At 34.0% G+C, this 19125-nt stretch carries 19 protein-coding genes; all 19 read left to right on the top strand.

Annotation, left to right across the window (positions count from 1 at the left end; all coding sequences use genetic code 11):
* The first annotated feature begins 216 nt into the window (after positions 1 to 216).
* The 19 genes from thpR to ACTCDL_RS06240 all read left to right on the top strand — a co-directional run bounded on the left by thpR (position 217) and on the right by ACTCDL_RS06240 (position 18919).
* Entirely contained in the window at positions 217 to 786 is a 570-nt protein-coding gene (gene thpR, locus ACTCDL_RS06330) for an RNA 2',3'-cyclic phosphodiesterase (protein WP_463175125.1), read from the top strand.
* Between the two features lie 166 nt (positions 787 to 952).
* The gene (gene recA, locus ACTCDL_RS06325) at positions 953 to 2035 is read left to right on the top strand and encodes a recombinase RecA (RefSeq protein ID WP_463175124.1); all 1083 of its coding nucleotides are present in this window, start codon (positions 953 to 955) and stop codon (positions 2033 to 2035) included.
* A gap of 127 nt (positions 2036 to 2162) precedes the next feature.
* Positions 2163 to 2798, top strand: coding sequence for a RecX family transcriptional regulator (locus ACTCDL_RS06320; RefSeq protein ID WP_463175121.1), 636 nt, complete (start codon positions 2163 to 2165; stop codon positions 2796 to 2798).
* A 4-nt stretch (positions 2799 to 2802) separates the two neighbouring features.
* Entirely contained in the window at positions 2803 to 3783 is a 981-nt protein-coding gene (locus ACTCDL_RS06315) for a metallophosphoesterase (protein WP_463175119.1), read from the top strand.
* A complete protein-coding gene (locus ACTCDL_RS06310; RefSeq protein ID WP_463175117.1) occupies positions 3783 to 5372 on the top strand; it encodes an AAA family ATPase in 1590 nt (529 codons plus the stop codon). The genes ACTCDL_RS06315 and ACTCDL_RS06310 overlap by 1 nt, the downstream gene beginning before the upstream one ends.
* A 37-nt stretch (positions 5373 to 5409) precedes the next feature.
* On the top strand, positions 5410 to 5679 hold the full coding sequence (locus ACTCDL_RS06305) for a hypothetical protein (protein WP_463175114.1): 270 nt from the start codon (positions 5410 to 5412) through the stop codon (positions 5677 to 5679).
* A gap of 156 nt (positions 5680 to 5835) precedes the next feature.
* Complete coding sequence (locus ACTCDL_RS06300) at positions 5836 to 6498, top strand: P-loop NTPase family protein (RefSeq protein ID WP_463175112.1); 663 nt, start codon at positions 5836 to 5838, stop codon at positions 6496 to 6498.
* A 249-nt stretch (positions 6499 to 6747) separates the two neighbouring features.
* Positions 6748 to 8277: a ribonuclease Y gene (rny, locus tag ACTCDL_RS06295; RefSeq protein ID WP_463175111.1), complete on the top strand. Its 1530-nt coding sequence runs from the start codon at positions 6748 to 6750 to the stop codon at positions 8275 to 8277.
* A gap of 275 nt (positions 8278 to 8552) precedes the next feature.
* The gene (locus tag ACTCDL_RS06290) at positions 8553 to 9080 is read left to right on the top strand and encodes a hypothetical protein (RefSeq protein ID WP_463175109.1); all 528 of its coding nucleotides are present in this window, start codon (positions 8553 to 8555) and stop codon (positions 9078 to 9080) included.
* Between the two features lie 256 nt (positions 9081 to 9336).
* On the top strand, positions 9337 to 10122 hold the full coding sequence (locus ACTCDL_RS06285) for a TIGR00282 family metallophosphoesterase (RefSeq protein WP_463175107.1): 786 nt from the start codon (positions 9337 to 9339) through the stop codon (positions 10120 to 10122).
* 126 nt (positions 10123 to 10248) lie between these two features.
* A complete protein-coding gene (locus ACTCDL_RS06280; protein ID WP_068715083.1) occupies positions 10249 to 10509 on the top strand; it encodes a stage V sporulation protein S in 261 nt (86 codons plus the stop codon).
* 349 nt (positions 10510 to 10858) lie between these two features.
* The gene (locus ACTCDL_RS06275; protein WP_463175103.1) at positions 10859 to 11578 is read left to right on the top strand and encodes a DUF1614 domain-containing protein; all 720 of its coding nucleotides are present in this window, start codon (positions 10859 to 10861) and stop codon (positions 11576 to 11578) included.
* Positions 11532 to 12671, top strand: coding sequence for a stage II sporulation protein P (spoIIP, locus tag ACTCDL_RS06270; RefSeq protein ID WP_463175101.1), 1140 nt, complete (start codon positions 11532 to 11534; stop codon positions 12669 to 12671). The genes ACTCDL_RS06275 and spoIIP overlap by 47 nt, the downstream gene beginning before the upstream one ends.
* Before the next feature lie 15 nt (positions 12672 to 12686).
* Positions 12687 to 13610, top strand: coding sequence for a YIEGIA family protein (locus tag ACTCDL_RS06265; protein WP_463175099.1), 924 nt, complete (start codon positions 12687 to 12689; stop codon positions 13608 to 13610).
* A gap of 77 nt (positions 13611 to 13687) precedes the next feature.
* Positions 13688 to 13882: a capping complex subunit for YIEGIA gene (locus tag ACTCDL_RS06260; protein ID WP_463175098.1), complete on the top strand. Its 195-nt coding sequence runs from the start codon at positions 13688 to 13690 to the stop codon at positions 13880 to 13882.
* A gap of 646 nt (positions 13883 to 14528) precedes the next feature.
* The gene (locus ACTCDL_RS06255; protein ID WP_463175096.1) at positions 14529 to 15920 is read left to right on the top strand and encodes a DUF512 domain-containing protein; all 1392 of its coding nucleotides are present in this window, start codon (positions 14529 to 14531) and stop codon (positions 15918 to 15920) included.
* Positions 15889 to 17205 carry a ribosome biogenesis GTPase Der gene (gene der, locus ACTCDL_RS06250; RefSeq protein ID WP_463175095.1) on the top strand — a complete coding sequence of 439 codons (1317 nt, stop codon included), beginning with the start codon at positions 15889 to 15891 and terminating at the stop codon, positions 17203 to 17205. Before ACTCDL_RS06255 ends, der begins: the two co-directional genes overlap by 32 nt.
* Before the next feature lie 19 nt (positions 17206 to 17224).
* Positions 17225 to 17833: a glycerol-3-phosphate 1-O-acyltransferase PlsY gene (gene plsY, locus ACTCDL_RS06245; protein WP_463175092.1), complete on the top strand. Its 609-nt coding sequence runs from the start codon at positions 17225 to 17227 to the stop codon at positions 17831 to 17833.
* 57 nt (positions 17834 to 17890) lie between these two features.
* Complete coding sequence (locus ACTCDL_RS06240) at positions 17891 to 18919, top strand: NAD(P)H-dependent glycerol-3-phosphate dehydrogenase (RefSeq protein WP_463175091.1); 1029 nt, start codon at positions 17891 to 17893, stop codon at positions 18917 to 18919.
* Positions 18920 to 19125 lie beyond the last annotated feature (206 nt).

Raw genomic sequence — 19125 nt, 5'->3', positions numbered from 1 at the left:
GTTGCTGAAAGTTATCTTTTAAGGTTTTTAGTTAAGAACTTAAAGGTATTAAATTATTAGGATATTTAAATTACATTCTAGAGTTGTTTATCTATATAGACGTTCAATCCTAGAATAAAGCTTATAGGATTTAACTCTTTACTCATCACTTGTTACTCGTTACGGTCATTCAAATTTATAGTAAAGTTGAATGACTATAGAAGGAGGAGGTTTAAAATGGATGAAGAATTAAGGCTCTTTATTGCTATAGAACTAGAAGGTCTTGTTAAGGAGAAGTTAGAGAAGATTAAGAATATTTTAAGAGATTGTTCTTTACAGATAAATTGGGTTGATAAGTATAACTTTCATATTACCCTTAAATTCTTGGGTGAAGTTGAAGTGGATAGCCTTGATGTTATTCAAGAGAAGTTATTAGAGCTAAGAGGTAAAATTGGAGAATTTGATATTAGAATTAAGGGATTAGGTGCTTTTCCCAATATAGACTATCCTAAGGTAATTTGGGCTGGAATTGAAGATGGAAAAGAAAACTTAAAGAAGTTACAACAGCTACTTGAAGAGTCAATGTTAGCTTTAGGCTTTAAGGCAGAAGCCCATACTTATATTCCTCATATTACTTTAGGAAGGACAGGGCGTCAAGAGAAGAACTTCACTTTAATTAGTAAGAGACTTCAAGGATTTCCTTTTGAAATTGACTGTGAACAGAGAGTAAAGAAGATATCATTAATGAAGAGTAGACTTACAAATAAGGGTGCTGTTTATAATTCTTTATTAGAGATAGAATTATAGAATTTTGAGAATAAAATCCAGAAACTTTGATTAAATATCCTTAGTAGTAAAGACATTTTATGTAATTGCTTTTTAAAAAGATATATAATATAATATTATCATATTGAGAAAAAGTATTGATTATTTCGGGCTTTTAGGCTTATTATTAATAGAAGGAGTGAATAGTATGTCATTAGCAGAGAAGAAGAAAGCTTTAGAGAGAACCCTTAGCCAGATTGAGAAGGAATTTGGTAAAGGATCAATTATGAAGTTAGGTGAAGCTAAGGTAATGGATGTGGAGGCCATCTCTACAGGGGCTTTATCTTTGGATGTAGCTTTAGGTGTAGGCGGTGTTCCTAAAGGAAGAATTATAGAGGTTTATGGTCCAGAGAGTTCTGGTAAGACTACAGTAACCCTACATATGATTGCGGAGGTGCAAAAAGAAGGTGGAGTAGCTGCTTTTATCGATGCCGAGCATGCCTTAGATCCTAAATATGCTCAGAATTTAGGGGTAGATATTAATGAACTTTTAGTATCTCAACCTAATACTGGAGAAGATGCCTTAGAGATATGTGAAGCACTAGCTCGTAGTGGCGCTGTAGATTTAATTGTTGTTGACTCAGTAGCAGCTTTAGTACCAAAGGCTGAAATTGAAGGTGAGATGGGAGATGCTCATGTTGGGCTTCAAGCACGTTTGATGTCTCAAGCGATGAGAAAATTATCTGGTGTATTAAGTAAATCAAAATGTACTTGTATCTTTATCAACCAAATCCGTGAGAAGGTTGGAGTTATGTTTGGTAGCCCAGAGACTACTTCAGGTGGACGAGCTCTTAAATTCTACTCTTCAGTTAGATTAGATGTTAGAAGAAGGCAGACAATTAAAGATGGTGATGAATATCTAGGTAATAGAACACAAGTAAAGGTAGTTAAAAATAAGGTGGCAGCTCCCTTTAAGACTGCTGAATTTGATATTATGTACGGTACTGGAATTTCGGCAGCAGGTTGTATCTTAGATATGGCGGTAGAAGAGGATATAGTTGATAGGGCTGGTTCTTGGTACTCTTATGGTGATGACCACCGAGAGCAAGGTAGAGATAACTTTAAAAATTATTTAGATACTAAGCCGGAACTATTAAAAGAGATTGAGCATAAGGTTAAGGTTAAGCTAGGAATAATTGAAGAAGAGGCTCAGCCTGAACAGGAAGATAAAGATAAAACTAAAGCTAAAAATGATAGTAAAGGAAAGAAAGAGAACAAGGAGTCAGCTTAATGAAAAAGAACTTTAAAGTTCTTTTCTAAGAAACTATGAATTATTTTGTTAGCCACAGGTTTAAACCTGTGGCTAGTATCATATATAGAATGTTTTATTCAATAGAGATTATGGGGTGTTAAGGGTAATGAATTTTGTTGGAGAAATAACTAAGATTGAAGCTCAAAAGAGGGATAATGGTAGATGCTCGGTCTTTGTTGATGGTGAATTTTTAGTAGGGGTAGATGCAGAGTTGATCTATAAATTTAAGTTAAAGAAAGGCTATAAGTTAACAGAGGATATCTTAGAGTATATCTTAAATCAAGAAGACTTTATTCAAGCTAAAAAGGCTGCTTTTAACCTCTTATCCTATCGGCAGAGAAGTTGCCAAGAGCTAAGGGGAAGACTGGCTGATAAAGGTTTTGATGAATTTATTATTGAACAGGTAATTAAGGTATTAGAAAGGTTGAATTATATTAATGATAGAGAATTTGCAGGGGCTTGGATTAGAGATAGAATAACTAGAAATTATGGTCCTTGGGTGATTAAAATGCAACTTAAAGAAAAAGGGGTTGATGAGAGAATAATTAAAGAAGAGCTAGCCGCTGAATATAGTTATGAACTCCAGTACCAGAAGGCTTTTAAGTTGGCTAAGAAGAAGGAAAAACGATATCGTAAATATGATGACTGGGAGAAGCGAAATAAGTTATCCCAAGCCTTACAAAGAAAAGGGTTCAGTTTTGATATTATTAATCTAGCTTTAGATGATTTAGATAAGGAGTGATTGAATGAAGCTCTTGTTTTTGACAGATACCCATATTAGAGGAACTAATCCCAGCAGAAGATTGGATGATTTTAAAGAGACTCTATTAAGAAAGTTAACAGAGGTAAGAGAAATTGCAATTGAAGAAGAGGTTGATTATATTCTCCATGGTGGTGACTTATTTGATCGTCCTGATACAGCCCCCTCTGTAGTTGGTGAGTTTGTTAAGGTATTAAGGACTTATCCTAAACCGATTTATATAGTCGCAGGAAATCATGATTTATATGGACATAATCCGCAGACCTTACCACGAACAATGTTAGGATTACTGATAGCTTCAGGGGTTGTTAATTTGATTCCTGATGAACCAATTTTATTAAATGATGATAACGGTACAATTTTACAATTATCTGGAAAGAATTTTGATTATACCATAGATAATAAGAACAGTGATGCTTATTATGTTAAAAAGGGTAGTAGTGCTGATTATGCTATTCATATAGTCCATGGAATGTTGTTGGACAGACCATTTTTTGAATCTGGATTTACTTTGATTGAGGATGTAGAGACAGAAGCAGATATTACTATTGCAGGTCATTATCATTTAGGGTTTGGGGTAAAGGATTATAAAGGTAGATACTTTTTAAATCCAGGCTCTTTGGTAAGGGCAAGTGCTGATATCAAAGAGATTAATCGTACTCCTCAAGTAGCTATTATTGATTTAAAGGATGAGATTAATATTAATTTAAGAAAGCTAAAATCGGCACAAAAAGGTAAAGCGGTTTTAGACCGTACTGCTATCGAGGAAGAGAAATTTAGAGATAAGAAATTAGCAGAATTTATTAGGCAGATCAAGGCTTCCGATGAATTTAAGGTCTTTAGTATCGATGCTATTTTAAATAAGATAGCCAGTAATAAAGGTCTAGAAGATGGTACAATCAAAGAAGCATTACATAGGTTAGAGTTAGCACAAGAAGAGGTTGGTCAAGGTGGTGAGAATAATTAATGGTAAGTATTAAGAGTATTGAGCTGATAAATTTTCAATCCCATGAGAATAGTAAGTTAAACCTTAGTCAGGGCTTAAATGTAATTACAGGACCTTCAGATCAAGGAAAGTCAGCAATTATTAGAGCCTTAAGGTGGGTCTTATACAATGAACCTAGGGGAAGTGACTTTATCCGCCATGGCAAGAAGAAATGCCAGGTAGGAATTGAGTTGAGTAACGGCTTTAAGATTATTCGAAAGCGAACCCCAAGTAAAAATAGATATATTCTAATTACTCCTGAGGGTGAGGAGCATGTCTTTGAGAAGGTAGGAAGTGGAGTTCCTGAGGAGATACTTGAGGTTCATGGAATGAGAAAGATCTATTTGGGTACAGATGATGAGACTACTTTAAATATAGATTACCAATTAGAAGGTGCTTTTTTATTAACTGACAGTGGATCTATTAGAGCAAAAACCTTAGGTAGATTAATCAATGTCCATGTTGTTGATGTGGCTATTCAAAGCACTACTAGAGATATCAAAAGAAATAATGCAGAGCAGAACCAACTTACAGAGCTGATTGCAGAAAATGAAGATAAATTAAAGGAATTTGATAATTTAGATAGGATTAAAGAAAATATTGATTCTCAGAAGAAGGTATTATTTGAATTAAAGAGTATCGATAAAAAATTAGAGAAGTTAAAATACTTCAAGGATAGAAAAGAACAGCTTGCTTGTGAGCAAGGTGAGGTTGAGAAGATATTAAATCAGCTGAATAATTTAGATAAGTTAGATTCAGTTTATTCTAGTTTAACTGATAATAATAGTAGGTTAGATAAGATACTGTTATATCTGAAAAATTATAAAGAACAGCAAAGGAAATTGAATAATTACAGCAAAATATTAGATGAATTAAAAGATATAGATAAATTACTTAAGATATATAATCAATTGAGCTTAACTGTTGATAGATTGAGACTTTTAGATAAATACTTTATTGAATATAAGAAGCAAGAACATAGTATCAAGGTTGGAAGTAGGATATTAGAAGAGCTTGAGGGATTAGCTAAGATAGAAGAGATATTTAATCTCTTAAGTAAAGAGAGTAAAAAGCTTGCTTCGCTGATTAAATATCATCAAGCTTATCAAGAGAATATCAGTGATATAGAGGTTAAAAAGAGGGTTATTGAAGCAAGTCAGGATGTTATTAAAGTATCAGAAATTATAGATAAAGAGTTGCCTTATCTCTTAGAGAAGACTAAGACTTTAGCTAAAGTGCTCACTAAACAGAAGTCAATGAGAGCTGAATATAGAAGAGAGTATATTCAAGCTAAAGCATTGGCTGATGTAGATAAGGTAGAAGAGATATTTGAAGCTATGGGTGAGAAGAAAATTAAACTTGCTAGGTTATTAGAATTTAATCAAGCTAGGGTAAAGAACCTTAAGGAGTTTAATCAACTATCTACTTTGTTAGCTAAGCAGGAAAATAAAGTTAATCAACTAGCTAAAGATTATGGTGATTATCTAAAAGAGGAAGGAAGATGCCCCACCTGTTTGAGTGTGGTTGATGAGAATGTGATAGAGCATATCTTAGAAGAAATTAAGGGATAGTGAATAGTGATAACAATAAATAGAAAGGGTGAATTAAATGGCTAATATAGCAAAATATGAGCAAGAGATTACTCAAATCAAAAAAGAACTTGATACTGCTAATAAATTGAAGATGCAAAGTGAAGCAAGAATGGAATCTTTAAAGAAGGATAATGAGAAGTTGGTGGCAGAGATTAAAGAGTTTGGAGTAGAGCCTGATAATTTAGAAGAAGAGATTAAGCAGACAGAGGCTAAGCTTCAAGAACTATTAAAGCAAGCTAAAGAGATGTTGCCTGATAAAGATGTGTTACAGGGGAAAGTAGATTAGTGTCAGTGGGGGTTATGAGTGTGGGAGAGTATAGAGTTACTTTTCAGTTTAGAAATTAAACTTTTGTTAGGATAAATTAATGTAAAGGGACTCTTCAAGAAAATTTGCTCACATTCACACCGCCACTCACACTTTTTTTAGGGAAGGAGGATATATATGCCTATAGCTGATATTATTAATAGTTTAGAAGAGAATGTAAATCGATTACAGAGTGAGTATGACCAGAAGAAAGGGACTAAGGAGCATATAGAGCAGGTAATTGCAGAGAGTAGGTTGAAGTTGGAAAAGCGAAAGAGTGAAAGAGATTTATTAGAGCAGGTCAATCTCCTCTTTCATGAGACCTCTGAATTTGCTAGAGAGCAGTCTAGACAGCAGATAGAGTCTTTAGTAACACACTTTTTACAGTATGTTTTTGGTGAGAACTTTAGTTTTGAGATAGAGCTGAGAAATCGGGGAGGACAGCCTTGGGCAGATTTTTATGTAGTCTCTCAAGAGGGGAAGTACAGGGTTAAAAATGAGCCCCAAGATGCTCGGGGTGGAGGGGTGGTTGATGTTGTCTCTTTAGCTTTGAGAATAGCAATTCTACAGAGCCATAATAATCCGCCTATTGATGGACCAATTATTTTAGATGAGCCTGCAAAACATGTTAGTGACGAGTATATAGTGAGGGTGACTCAATTTTTAAAAGAGGTACATGGGTTTTCTGAACGCCAAATTGTTGTAGTTACACACCAGCAACATTTAAGTGAAGTGGCTGATAAGGCCTTTAGGGTAGAATTAAAGGAGGGTAAGAGTGAAGTAAGTGTCAAAGAATTTTGATATACTTCCTACAACGAATTATTATTTATAAGATTTTCTATAATTAATATTTAATTTTTTGCTCTAATTACAATTTAAGGTTAATAGATATCGAATTTATTCAATTATAAAGAGATTAACCCCCTTCTCAGAGGTATTCTATCTTGACATAACAACTATAAGAAGATAAAATATAAACGTGGTACTTTCTTAAGAAAAAATTAAATCTTCGTAATTTTACAATTAAATAATGAAATGGAGGTGAAAGGCATGGAGTTTGTTTTAATGATTGTTGCTTTATTAGTTGGAGTAATAACTGGCTTTGCCGTTAGAAAATATATTGCAGAGAGTAAGATTGGAACTGCTGAAGCAGAAGCAAAGAGAATTATTGAAGATGCAAAACGTCAAGCGGAATCTAGTAAGAGAGAGTTATTGGTGGAAGCTAAAGAAGAAGCTCATCAAGTTAAAGATGAGGTTGAAAAAGAATGTCGTGAGCGTCGTAATGAATTACAACGATTTGAAAGTCGTCTGCTGAAAAAAGAAGAAAATTTGGAACGTAAAGCTGAAACTCTAACATCTAGAGAAGAAACTATTAAAAATCGAGAAGTCTCTGTTAAGAAGAAGGAAAGAGATATCAATGATTTATATGATAAGCAAGTTGAGAAGCTAGAGTATTTAGCAGGATTAACAACTCAACAAGCTAAAGAATTATTATTAAGCCAAGTAGAAGATGAGATTGAACATGAAATGGCTAAGAAAATTAAGGATATCGAAACAAGAGCTAAAGAAGAAGCCAACAAGAGAGCTAAAGAGGTTATCTCTTCTGCTATCCAGCGTTGTGCTGCTGACCATGTTGCTGAAACTACAGTTTCAGTGGTATCGCTACCAAATGATGAAATGAAAGGTAGAATTATTGGTAGGGAAGGTAGAAATATTAGAGCTTTAGAGAGCTTAACAGGTATTGATTTAATTATCGATGATACACCAGAAGCTGTAGTCTTATCAGGATTTGATCCTATTAGACGTGAAATAGCTAGAATTGCCTTAGAAAAGCTTATTGTAGACGGTAGAATTCATCCTGCCCGCATAGAAGAGATGGTAGAGAAGGCCCGTCAAGAGATAGATGATAAGATTTATGAGGTTGGTGAACAAGCTACATTTGATGTAGGAGTACATGGTTTAGACCGAGAGACTATGTATCTATTAGGAAGATTGAAGTATAGGACAAGTTATGGTCAAAATGTACTAAAACACTCTATTGAAGTTGCCCATTTAGCTAGTGTGATGGCAGCTGAATTAGGAGTAGATGTCAATATAGCTAAGAGAGCAGGACTACTTCATGACATAGGTAAGGCAATTGACCATGAAGTTGAAGGATCCCATGTTAAGATAGGGGTTGATTTTGCTCGTAAACATGGAGAATCAGAGAAGATTATTCATGCTATTGAAGCTCATCATGGTGATGTTGAGCCTCAATCTATAGAAGCGGTATTGGTTGCAGCAGCAGATGCTGTTTCAGCTGCTAGACCAGGTGCTAGACGTGAAACATTAGAATCATATATTAAACGTTTAGAGAATTTAGAGAATATTGCTGACTCTTTTGAAGGTGTAGAAAAATCCTATGCTATTCAAGCTGGTCGTGAAATCAGAATTATGGTTGAACCTGAAGATGTAGATGATACTAAATCAAGTAAAATAGCTTATGATGTAGCTAAAAAAATAGAAGATAATTTAGAATATCCAGGACAGATTAAAGTAACTGTGGTTAGAGAAACAAGATCAGTTCAATATGCTAAATAATTTTAAAGTGACCCTATCTAGGGTCACTTTTTGTATATATCCTTTAAATTATTAAAGTCTAGTCTAAATCTTAAACTTAATTCCTAATTAATATTATTATCTTAAATCTAGAAGAAAATTTTTTAACAGGTATTATTTTTAGATTAAAATTCTTTGTTTTAAGCAGGAATTTGTGAGTTTGTATGTAATTAGTTAAGTAAAGTAAGTAGTATACAAGTACAAAACAATCAACTAATGAATAGACTAATAATGTAAATTTTAAAGGAGTGCTAGCTATGGAGACAAATAAAATTAAATTAAATCGTGATAATAGCATAGAGTTATTAACATCTATTTTGCTTGAGTACCCGCTTATTAATACAGTAGATATTAATTTGGAGGAGAAGAGTTTAAAGATATCTTTTTTAATTGAGAAAGAGATAACTTATGAAAGTTGGATAGACCAGAAGAGAAAGATAGAGCAGAATTTTAGATTATTTAACAGGTTTAAAAAGAAAGATAATCAAAATATTATACTTAGCAAGGATGATTATAGTGGTTTAACTAGGCTAAATATGATTAGAGATTTAGAGGGATGCTCTAAGAATGAATTAGATTTTATAATTTCAGTTTTAGAGGGTATTTTTGATGATAAACTACTAAAGAATCAAAATTTCTATTATTCTAAAGGATCCTCTACTATAGATTCTTTGCTTGAAGAAGTATCTAAAGATAATTTATTAGAAGATATGGGTCGTGAATATTTAGGCTTTATAGAAGAAGATAAGGTTTTAGTATTTAATAAAAATAGAAATAATTCTTAAGTTGTTAACTTAGATATAATTTGATAAGAGCTTTAATTTTATTAATAAATTTTTGGAATAATTATGATATAGTATGGGTTTATGCTCTTTTGATGAATATTATTTAAATGAGTTAGAAAGTATATTATTATGTTAGAGGGTATCATTAATATTAAAGATCTTATAAGCAAGGATCTGAAAATATTTAATATAGGAATTTTTAACTTATAGTGTATATATATGATGGGGTTGGATAGTATAAGGAGGAACTCTTTAAATGAAAATTTTATTTATTGGGGATATAGTAGGGAGAACTGGTAGAAGAGCAGTTAGAGAACTATTACCTCAAATTATTGAATCAGAAGGATTAGATTTTGTTATAGCTAATGGAGAGAATGCTGCTGGAGGTTTTGGTTTAACTCAAGGAGTAATGGATGAACTTATTGGATATGGGATTGATTTATTAACCACTGGTAATCATACTTGGGATAATAGAGAGATTTTTGACTTTATCGATGATACTGATAAGGTAATTAGGCCTTATAATTATCCTCCAGGAGCCCCTGGAGTTGGATTTCAAATCATTAAAAAAGAAGATATCACTTTAGGGGTAGTTAACTTATTAGGAAGGGTATATATAGGGAATTATCTATGTCCTTTTCGTAGTTTAGATAAAGTTGTTGAAGAGTTAAAAGGTCAAGTTGATGCTATTGTAGTTGATTTTCATGCTGAGGCTACTGCAGAAAAAGAGGCTTTAGGTTGGTATGCTGATGGTAAAGTACTAGCCCTAGTAGGTACCCACACCCATGTTCAAACTGCTGATGAACGGATATTACCTCAAGGAACTGCTTATATTACTGATTTGGGGTTAACTGGTGGAGTAAATTCCATCTTGGGGATGAATATAGATGAACCTTTAGAAAGGTTTTTGACCCAGATGCCAAATAGGTTTAAGGTAGCTACAGGTGATGCTAAGTTATCTGGTTTGATTGTTGAAGTTGACAATAAGGCTGTTCAAGTTATAAAAGTTAAAAGAGTCACTATGGTACATAAATCTAATTAAATCTCTTAAAGAAAAAATAATATTTTTTCCAAAAAAAGAAGGAATTGTTTTGCAAATGTTGAAATAAATATATACAATAAAATTCATTAAATTAATTTATCAAAACAAATGGGGAGGTATTTAAACATGGAAGTACTAAAAGTATCATCTAGTTCAAGTCCTAATTCTGTAGCTGGAGCTTTAGCTGGTGTATTAAGAGATAATGGTGGAGCTGAGCTTCAAGCAATAGGAGCTGGTGCACTAAATCAAGCAGTAAAGGCAGTAGCAATTGCAAGAGGATATGTAGCACCAAGTGGAATTGATTTGATTTGTATCCCTGCTTTTACAGACATTGAGATTGATGGAGAAGAAAGAACGGCTATTAAACTGATTGTACAGCCAAGATAAATTTAATATTGATATATTCTAAAAGCAACCTGGAGGTTGCTTTTTTTCTTTATATAACATTTTTTTAAAATGCAATATTGAGAGAAGACGGATAGTATCATAGTTTGGATATATTGCGACACTTTTTCTTTGATGGTTAGGAGTTAGAAGTTTAGGTAGTTAGGCAGTTCCTACCCACCTACCCAGCTGTCTACTTAATAAACAAAGTGTCGCAATCTCTCTTTATAAAGTCCAATGATCATATATTTAAGCCATTGATGAATAATTAAATTATAGCAGGTTAAAACTAGTTAATAATAAATTTTGTTAGGCTACTATAAATATATTTTAGCAAAAGGAGGCAAAAGCAGTGCCTACAGGAGTGGTATTATTAGTGGTTTTAGAGCTGGTAATCTATTTTGGTTTTGCAGAACAGATGATAGAAAAAATGGGATTGAGTAAGACTGCATTACTTATCTTTTTTGCTTTAATGATACTGGGCAGTTATATAGATATACCAATCTCTACTAATCCTTTAATTACAATCAATTTAGGGGGAGCAATAATTCCTGTTGTTTTGGCCTTTTATCTCTTGGCTAAAGCAGATAGAGCAGAAGAAGTTTTTAGAGCAGTGGTAGCGACTATATTGTCTGGTGGAGCAATCTTTGCTTTGACCCAATTTTATCAATTTGAAGAGGGGCATACTTTAATAGATACAAATTATCTCTTTCCAATAGTCTCAGGTGTGATTGCTTATCTAATTGGACGTTCTCGTAAGGAGGCTTTTGTAGCAGGTACTTTGGGATTTTTAATTTATGATTTAATTCATGTAGTCAGAATTACTTTGGGAGGAGTTCCTGGTGAGGCTGATATAGGAGGAGCAGGAGCCTTTGATTCAATAGTTATTGGTGGTTTATTGGCTGTGCTCTTATCAGAACTAGTAGGAGAATCTAGAGAGCGATTATTTAGAGACGATGACAATGTGAGTCAAAAGTTTAAAGATACTAAGTTGGCTCATTCAATGGAGGTTGGAGAGTTGGGCTATGACAATAAGGATGAGAAGAAGGATGGTGAAGATGATGATGAATAAAATAAGTCTAGTAACTGCTTTTTTCTTGATTACGCTATCCTTTCTGCTATTCTCACCTAATACTTATGCACAACAGGATCAAAGTTATTTTACAGTAGTTGCCCAAAAGAGTGGTGATACTATTTTTGAAACAGCAATGGAAGTCAGTGTAGGTGATTATTATCTCAATGAACAGAACAAGAAGTATAGAATCATTAAAGTAGATGGTAAGAGGTGTATTGCTAAGTTTGAAGGGACAGTAAAGCTGATAGAGGGTGAGGACAATTTATTTGCTTTATCACAAGGACTATTAGCTCAAAAGGGTAATAAGTTGATTGCTCTTTATAATACTCACAGTGATGAATCCTATAAGCCTACCAGTGGAACCCATAGTGAACCAGGAAAGGGAGATGTATTTAATGTAGCAACAATGCTTGCTCAGGCTTTAGAGAAGAAAGGTATTGAAGTTATTCATAATCAATCTAAACATGATCCTCATGATGGTGGTGCTTATGAACGTTCTCGTAGAACAGCTACTAGATTGGCAAGAAAGAGACCAGATGCTATCTTTGATATACATCGTGATGGAGTTCCTAATAGTAAGGAATATACTGCTGATATAAATGGTAAAAAGTTTGGACAGGTGAGACTGGTAGTAGGGCGTCAGAACCCACAGATGAAGGTCAATGATAAGTTTGCTAAAGAGATTAAAGCAGTTACTGATAAGTATTATCCTGGACTAATCAAAGGTATCTTCTATGCTAAGGGTAAGTATAATCAAGATCTCTCTCCACGTTCTTTGATATTGGAGTTTGCAACCTATGTTCAGCCTCAAGAAGCTGCTAGTGTTAGTGTGAATTTATTTGCTGATTCTATTGATAAGTTACTATATGGTGGTGAAAGTGAAGGTGCTTTAGGGATTGGAGGAACTACAACTAAGCAAACTAAAGCTAATGAATCCTCAGGTGCTTTTAGTACTATAGGAATTATTTTAGCGATTGTATTGATTATAGGAGGATTTCTATTCTTTGCAAATAAAACTGGAGCTGGTGGTGCATTTAGTAACTCTTTGGGGGTAAAAGAAGATGACGATAAAGGAGAGGATGATAATTAGGAGTGGATCTATAAAATGATAAAGTATGGAGAAGTGATTTTGCTAGCAGTTATCTTGGGAACCTTTACTCGATTATTGTTATTAAGGGTTGATTATCGCCAATATCCAGGCTATCCCCATGGGTATATTGTTCATTTGACCTTAGCTTTTTTAGCTTCTGCTTTAGGTGCTTTAGTATTACCAGCTATGTTAGAGGAGAACTATGTAGCTGTGACTATTCTAGGGGCTGCTGTTCAGCAATTTCGTGGCATTAGGAATATGGAAAGGGACTTTTTAAGTCAGATTGAAGAGACTGAACTGGTTCCACGAGGTCAAGCCTATATTGAGGGAATAGCTAAGGTCTTTGAATCTAGAAACTATTTAGCAATGATTGCTGCTTTGTTAACTAGTTTTGGCTATTATTTTTTTAACTTGATAGGTTATAACTCTTTAAATATAGCAGGTGGAGTGATTGTTGGTACTATAGTTGTTTATATCTTATATACTTTGATGTCTGAGGATCATGTAGGTGATATTGCAGAGATTAGAGTAGTAGATATAGAATTTGTTGGTCCAAATAATGCCAATCTATCTATTGAAGATACTGTAATTATGAATATTGGCTTGAAAGAAGCAAAAGAGAGTTGGAATAAAGCAGGAGTAGGAATAGTAATTGCACCTAAAGATGATAATGCACGAGCTACCTTAGCCAATACAGGTCAACGGCAAGCGATTATCCATGACATAGTTAGTCAATTAGGGGTTAGATTAGATGTTGGAGTTCAAGACTATACACCTTTAGCCAGGATTAATCTCCATACAGGCAGAGTTTATATTATTATGATACCAATGGAGCCTGATGAAGAGTGTATTTTAGAAGCGGTAAGGCGTACTCCGGTTTTGGAGGCTTCTCGTAGAGCTCCATTGGCGACTAAAGCTGGGAGAATGGCATCAGATTAGTAATTAGTGACAAGTGATGGGTAACGAGTAGAAAGCTTTTTTTGTCACACTCACACTACATAGAAAGGATGGGTTAGATGGAGATTAATGATGTTATTCTAGCTATTGTAACCTCTTATGAGGATAAGGATAAAGTAGATAATGGCTCTGCTCCAATATTTTATGCTGAAGATGAAGATCAGTTAGAGTATATTTCGATGATGATTTCGAGATTAACTAAATCGATGGTCCATGATTTGGGGAATGGGGTTTACATTTTGGTCAAGCATTAAAATATTATCTGCTCTATTAATTAAATTTAAGTATTTGGTATTGGATTATGGGTATATTGCGACAGTTTAGTAATATCCCCCACCTAACCTCCCCCTTAAAAGGGGAGGAACAAAAAGAAGTTAAAGTCCTCTCCTTATCAGGGAGAGGATTTAGGAGAGGGTGGTTTACACACTCACACTCATAGCTCACACTCGACACAAAGTGTCGTAATATCACTATATTATATCGCTTTTCTATTAATCAAGATATTAATTCTATATGCTATTAAGGGCTAGCAACTGCTAGTCTTTTTTATCTATATAAAATATGAAAAAGAAATTGAATTAATCCAGCAACGAATTAACACGAATCATACCAATTAGATATTAACAGATTAAGTCAAAGATTTAAAGGCTTTTGATTTTAATTCGCGTTAATTAGTGAGATTCGTTGCAAAAAAATATTTTAACTTTTTAGTATTACTTATAACTGTTAATGTCAAATGTTTATCAGTTTCTATATATCAAAGGGTCATTTATTTTAAATTTGAAATCAAATGGAATATATAGACAGATAGTAAAGACTGTGATTTAATAAATTAACTTGACGAAATTACCTTAATATATAATAATAATAAAGGGAGTGGACAAATAGAGGTGATAAAAGATGGGAGAAAGATTATTTGCAGAATTTGAAGATGTAAGTAGATATATTAGAATTGAAGGAGTAGAAGCAGGAAGTATCGCTGAAGAGTTGGGAGTTGAGGTCGGAGATAATTTAGTTAGAATTAATGGGAATACAATTAGAGATTTTATAGATTATAAATTCTTGATTACTGATACATACCTAGAGGTTGAAATAATTAAGAGTGATGGGGAATGTTGGATTCTAGAGGTTGAGAAGGACTATGATGAACCTTTAGGAATTAAGTTCTCTGAAATTGTTTTTGATGGGTTAAAGCAGTGCCATAATAATTGTATCTTCTGCTTTGTAAAACAGACTGCACCTAATACTAGAAAGACATTGAATCTAAAGGATGATGATTATCGCTTTTCCTTTTTAGGAGGAAGTTACACCACATTAACTAACCTGTCTGATGAGGAGTTTGCAAGAATCAAGCAGATGCATTTAAGTCCACTACATGTGTCAGTCCATAGTACAGACCCCAAGATAAGGGTTAGGATGTTAAGAAATAAGAAGGCTGGCAGGATATTAGAGCAGATTAGAGATTTGGTAGAGGCGGGGATAGAGCTTAATACCCAGGTGGTACTCTGCCCTGAAATCAATGATGGAGAAATCTTAGAGAAGACAATTAGAGATTTAGGAGAATTTCTACCTAACGTCAAATCCTTAGCTATCGTTCCAGTTGGACTGACTAAATATCGAGATGATTTAGATGAATTAAGAACTTTTACATCTAAAGAGGCCAAAGAAGTAATTAAGATGGTAAAAGAGTGGCAGAATAAGTTTAGAGCAGAGTATGATACTAACTTTATCTATCTCTCTGATGAATTTTATTTATTGGCTGGAGAAGAGGTTCCTTTGACAGATTATTATGATGATTTTCTCCAATTGGAGAATGGGGTAGGAATGGTCAGGTTATTATTAGATGAATTTGCAGAATTAAAAGAAGAGTTACCCCAGAAGTTAGCAAAGTATCGTAAAGTTACTATGGTAACTTCTGTTTCTGGAGCTAAAGCAATTGAACCTATTGTAGAGAGGTTAAATCAAATAGAAAACTTAGAGGTTCAGCTAATTATAGTAAAGAATCTTTATTTTGGTTCTACTGTTACAGTTACAGGGTTGTTGACTGGAGCAGATATTTTAAATACATTAGTTGGAGTTGATGATTTAGGAAGTTTAACTTTGATTCCAGAGATTGTGCTAAACGATGATAGCTTATTCTTAGATGATTTAAGTTGGACTGATTTTATTAAAGAGATTCCTAACCAAGTTCTTAAGGTTAAGAATCAAGGCAGAGATTTATTAGAAAAAGTGTTAGGAGATAATTTTGGAGGTGGAGATAGTGATAAAACCAGTAGTTGCGATTGTAGGTAGACCAAATGTAGGAAAATCTACCCTATTTAATAGATTAGTAGGGGAGAGAGTTTCGATTGTAGAGGATAGACCAAGTATTACTAGAGATAGAATTTATGGTGATTCTGAATGGTTAGGCAATCCTTTTATTGTGATTGATACAGGAGGAATTGAGCTTGAAGACCAAAATACTATTAAGGCACAAATGAGATATCAGGCACAAGTAGCCATAGAGGAAGCAGATGTTATTTTGTTTGTAGTAGATGTTAGAGCAGGTTTGACCAACATGGATAGAGATGTAGCAGAGTTGTTACGGCAATCTAATAAACCAGTTATCTTGGTAGCTAATAAGGCTGAAAATAATCAAGAAGCAGAGATGAATAAGTATGACTTTTATGAATTAGGTTTTGATGATCCTCAGTTGATTTCAGCTGAACATGGCAGAAGAACAGGTGATTTATTGGACAAACTAATTGAATATTTCCCTGAGACAGAAGAAGAGCTATATGATGATGATACAATTAAGATTTCAGTAATTGGGCGACCAAATGTAGGAAAATCATCTTTAGTTAATAGAATCTTAGGTGAACAGAGGGTTATTGTTAGTGATATTGCTGGTACTACTAGAGATGCTATCGATACTCCTTTTTCCCATGATGATAATGATTATGTAATCATTGATACTGCTGGAATGAGAAGAAGGGGGAAAGTAGATAGAGGGGTAGAAAAATATAGTGTAATCCGTTCTTTAAGGGCAGTAGACCGTTCTGATGTAGTACTAGTGGTATTAGATGCTAGTGAAGGCTTAACTGACCAAGATAAGAAGATTGCTGGCTATGCTCATGAGGAAGGAAAAGGTGTGGTAATAGTTGTTAATAAATGGGACTTAGTTGAGAAGGATACCCATACTATGAATGCATATATTGAAGAGATTAGGTATCAAGCAGGATTTTTAAATTATGCTCCAATTATCTTTACATCTGCTCTTACAGGAAAAAGAGTTATGGAGATTTTGAGTATAGTCAATTATGTTGTAGAACAGTATAACCGTAGAATTTCAACAAATCTATTAAATAAGGTGATTGAAGATGCTGTAGCTATGAATCAACCACCATCTGATAAGCATGGTAAGAGAATGAAGATTTTTTATGCTACTCAACCTAGAGTAAAGCCACCATTGTTTGTGCTGTTTGTTAATGATCCAGAGTTGATGCATTTCTCTTATAAGCGTTATTTAGAGAATCAGATTCGTAATGCCTTTGGTTTTGAAGGGACTCCTATTAAGATATTAGCTAGAGGAAGATAATTTATTCGGAGGAGATACAATGATTAAAGAAGTTTTAGTAATGCTGTTTGCTTACCTATTAGGTTCTATTCCCTTTGCTTTATTGGTTGTTAAATTGGTCAAAGGAGTAGATGTTCGTGAGTATGGAAGTGGTAATGTAGGGGCTACCAATGCTTTTAGAATATTAGGCTTAGGTTTAGGAATCTTAGTAGCCTTATTAGATATAGGAAAAGGATTTATAGCTGTAAGTGTAGCCCGTTACTTTTTTGCAGATCAGCCATTATTGCTTTTAGTAGCTGGATTATTAGCTATTGCAGGGCATAATTGGCCAATCTTTTTAAACTTTAAAGGAGGTAAGGGAGTAGCAACCTCTGTAGGAGTTTTAATCAGTTTATCACCTAAAACTATCTTAGTTGCTTTTTTAGTTTGGCTTATTATAGTACTGATTACCCAGTATGTATCCTTAGCTTCTATAGTAGCAGCTATAGTAATACCGATTTTGATGTACTTATTTGCTCAGGAGACTATCTTTATAATCTTAGCAGTATTGATTGCAATTTTTGTAATTTATCGGCATCAAGCTAATATCAAGAGATTATTGGCTGGAACTGAGAATAAGGTTAGCTTAAATAAAAGAGTAAATAAATAAGGTTGATGTTAATTGAGAGATGATGATATTATAAAAGGTATTGTTAGGAGGACGGATATGAATGATAAGGTTGCAGTAATTGGAGGAGGTAGTTGGGGAACTGCTTTGGCAGTTGTTCTAGATAATAATGGTTATGATGTTTGGTTACAGGATGTTTCAGAAGATAGAGTAGCTGAAATTAATCAGGAACAAAAACATTCATTTTTACCAGGAATTAAACTTCCTAAAGGTATTAAAGCTACTACCGACTTAAAAAAAGCAGTTACTAATTCTAAAGCAGTAGTTATAGTTGTGCCTTCACATATAGTTAGAATAGTAGCTAAGAACTTAAAGGGCTTATTAGCTGATGATGTAATCATTGTTACTGCTTCTAAGGGTATAGAAGAAGGTACCCATTTGAGAATGTCTGAAGTTATTAAAGATGAGTTAGAAGAGAAATTTGATAATAGGATTGTAGCTTTAAGTGGACCAAGCCATGCAGAAGAGGTAGTTTTAAGTCATCCGACTACTGTTGTAGTAGCAAATGAGAATAAAGAGTTGGCTCAACAGGTTCAAGATATCTTCATGTCTGATTGGTTTAGAGTTTATACAAATCCTGACATAGTAGGTGTTGAGCTTGGTGGGGCAGTCAAAAATGCTATTGCAATTGCTGCTGGTATTTCTGATGGTCTTGATTTTGGAGATAATGCAATAGCAGCTTTAATTACTCGTGGTATTACAGAAGTTAAGCGTTTAGGGGTGGCTATGGGCGCAGAGTCTATGACCTTTGCTGGTTTAACTGGTTTAGGAGATTTAATTGTGACTTGTGCTAGTAAACATAGTCGAAATCGAAGATTAGGTTTTAAGATAGGGTCAGGTAAGAGTTTAGATGAAGCTTTATCAGAGATGCAGATGGTTGTAGAAGGGATTAGAACTGCTAAGGCTGTTTATACCTTAGCTCAAGAGTTGGAAGTGGATATGCCGATTGTAGAGCAGGTTTATCGGATTTTATTTGAAGGAAAAGAACCTAAACAGGTTGTTGGTGATTTAATGCTTAGAGGAGCAACCCATGAGATTGAAGCTGTAGCCACAGAGAAGAAATGGTAAGAATAGTGAAGAGGCACGAAATTTTCGTGTCTCTTTTTGTTTATTTGGGCTTAAAGATCTGTAATTCGGGTGATAGAATATTTCGAGTGACAGAATAGAGAGATAAAGCGACACTTTCGTGTCTTAGTTTACAGTGTACAGTTAACGGTTGACAGTTAAGTTCAAAACATCTTAAAATCTTATAATATCAATGATTATAAAGGTTT

The organism is Orenia sp. (genome assembly GCF_055140805.1).
This window is presented reverse-complemented; position numbering and strand designations above follow the sequence as displayed.

Bases quoted from the DNA above. Each gene is read 5' to 3' on its own strand.
- spoIIP (WP_463175101.1), top strand. From the start codon at position 11,532: ATGACAATAAGGATGAGAAGAAGGATGGTGAAGATGATGATGAATAAA.
- ACTCDL_RS06310 (WP_463175117.1), top strand. From the start codon at position 3,783: ATGGTAAGTATTAAGAGTATTGAGCTGATAAATTTTCAATCCCATGAG.
- ACTCDL_RS06265 (WP_463175099.1), top strand. From the start codon at position 12,687: ATGATAAAGTATGGAGAAGTGATTTTGCTAGCAGTTATCTTGGGAACC.
- thpR (WP_463175125.1), top strand. From the start codon at position 217: ATGGATGAAGAATTAAGGCTCTTTATTGCTATAGAACTAGAAGGTCTT.
- ACTCDL_RS06280 (WP_068715083.1), top strand. From the start codon at position 10,249: ATGGAAGTACTAAAAGTATCATCTAGTTCAAGTCCTAATTCTGTAGCT.
- plsY (WP_463175092.1), top strand. From the start codon at position 17,225: ATGATTAAAGAAGTTTTAGTAATGCTGTTTGCTTACCTATTAGGTTCT.
- ACTCDL_RS06255 (WP_463175096.1), top strand. From the start codon at position 14,529: ATGGGAGAAAGATTATTTGCAGAATTTGAAGATGTAAGTAGATATATT.
- ACTCDL_RS06300 (WP_463175112.1), top strand. From the start codon at position 5,836: ATGCCTATAGCTGATATTATTAATAGTTTAGAAGAGAATGTAAATCGA.
- ACTCDL_RS06305 (WP_463175114.1), top strand. From the start codon at position 5,410: ATGGCTAATATAGCAAAATATGAGCAAGAGATTACTCAAATCAAAAAA.
- ACTCDL_RS06260 (WP_463175098.1), top strand. From the start codon at position 13,688: ATGGAGATTAATGATGTTATTCTAGCTATTGTAACCTCTTATGAGGAT.
- ACTCDL_RS06290 (WP_463175109.1), top strand. From the start codon at position 8,553: ATGGAGACAAATAAAATTAAATTAAATCGTGATAATAGCATAGAGTTA.
- ACTCDL_RS06285 (WP_463175107.1), top strand. From the start codon at position 9,337: ATGAAAATTTTATTTATTGGGGATATAGTAGGGAGAACTGGTAGAAGA.
- ACTCDL_RS06315 (WP_463175119.1), top strand. From the start codon at position 2,803: ATGAAGCTCTTGTTTTTGACAGATACCCATATTAGAGGAACTAATCCC.
- ACTCDL_RS06240 (WP_463175091.1), top strand. From the start codon at position 17,891: ATGAATGATAAGGTTGCAGTAATTGGAGGAGGTAGTTGGGGAACTGCT.
- recA (WP_463175124.1), top strand. From the start codon at position 953: ATGTCATTAGCAGAGAAGAAGAAAGCTTTAGAGAGAACCCTTAGCCAG.
- ACTCDL_RS06320 (WP_463175121.1), top strand. From the start codon at position 2,163: ATGAATTTTGTTGGAGAAATAACTAAGATTGAAGCTCAAAAGAGGGAT.
- rny (WP_463175111.1), top strand. From the start codon at position 6,748: ATGGAGTTTGTTTTAATGATTGTTGCTTTATTAGTTGGAGTAATAACT.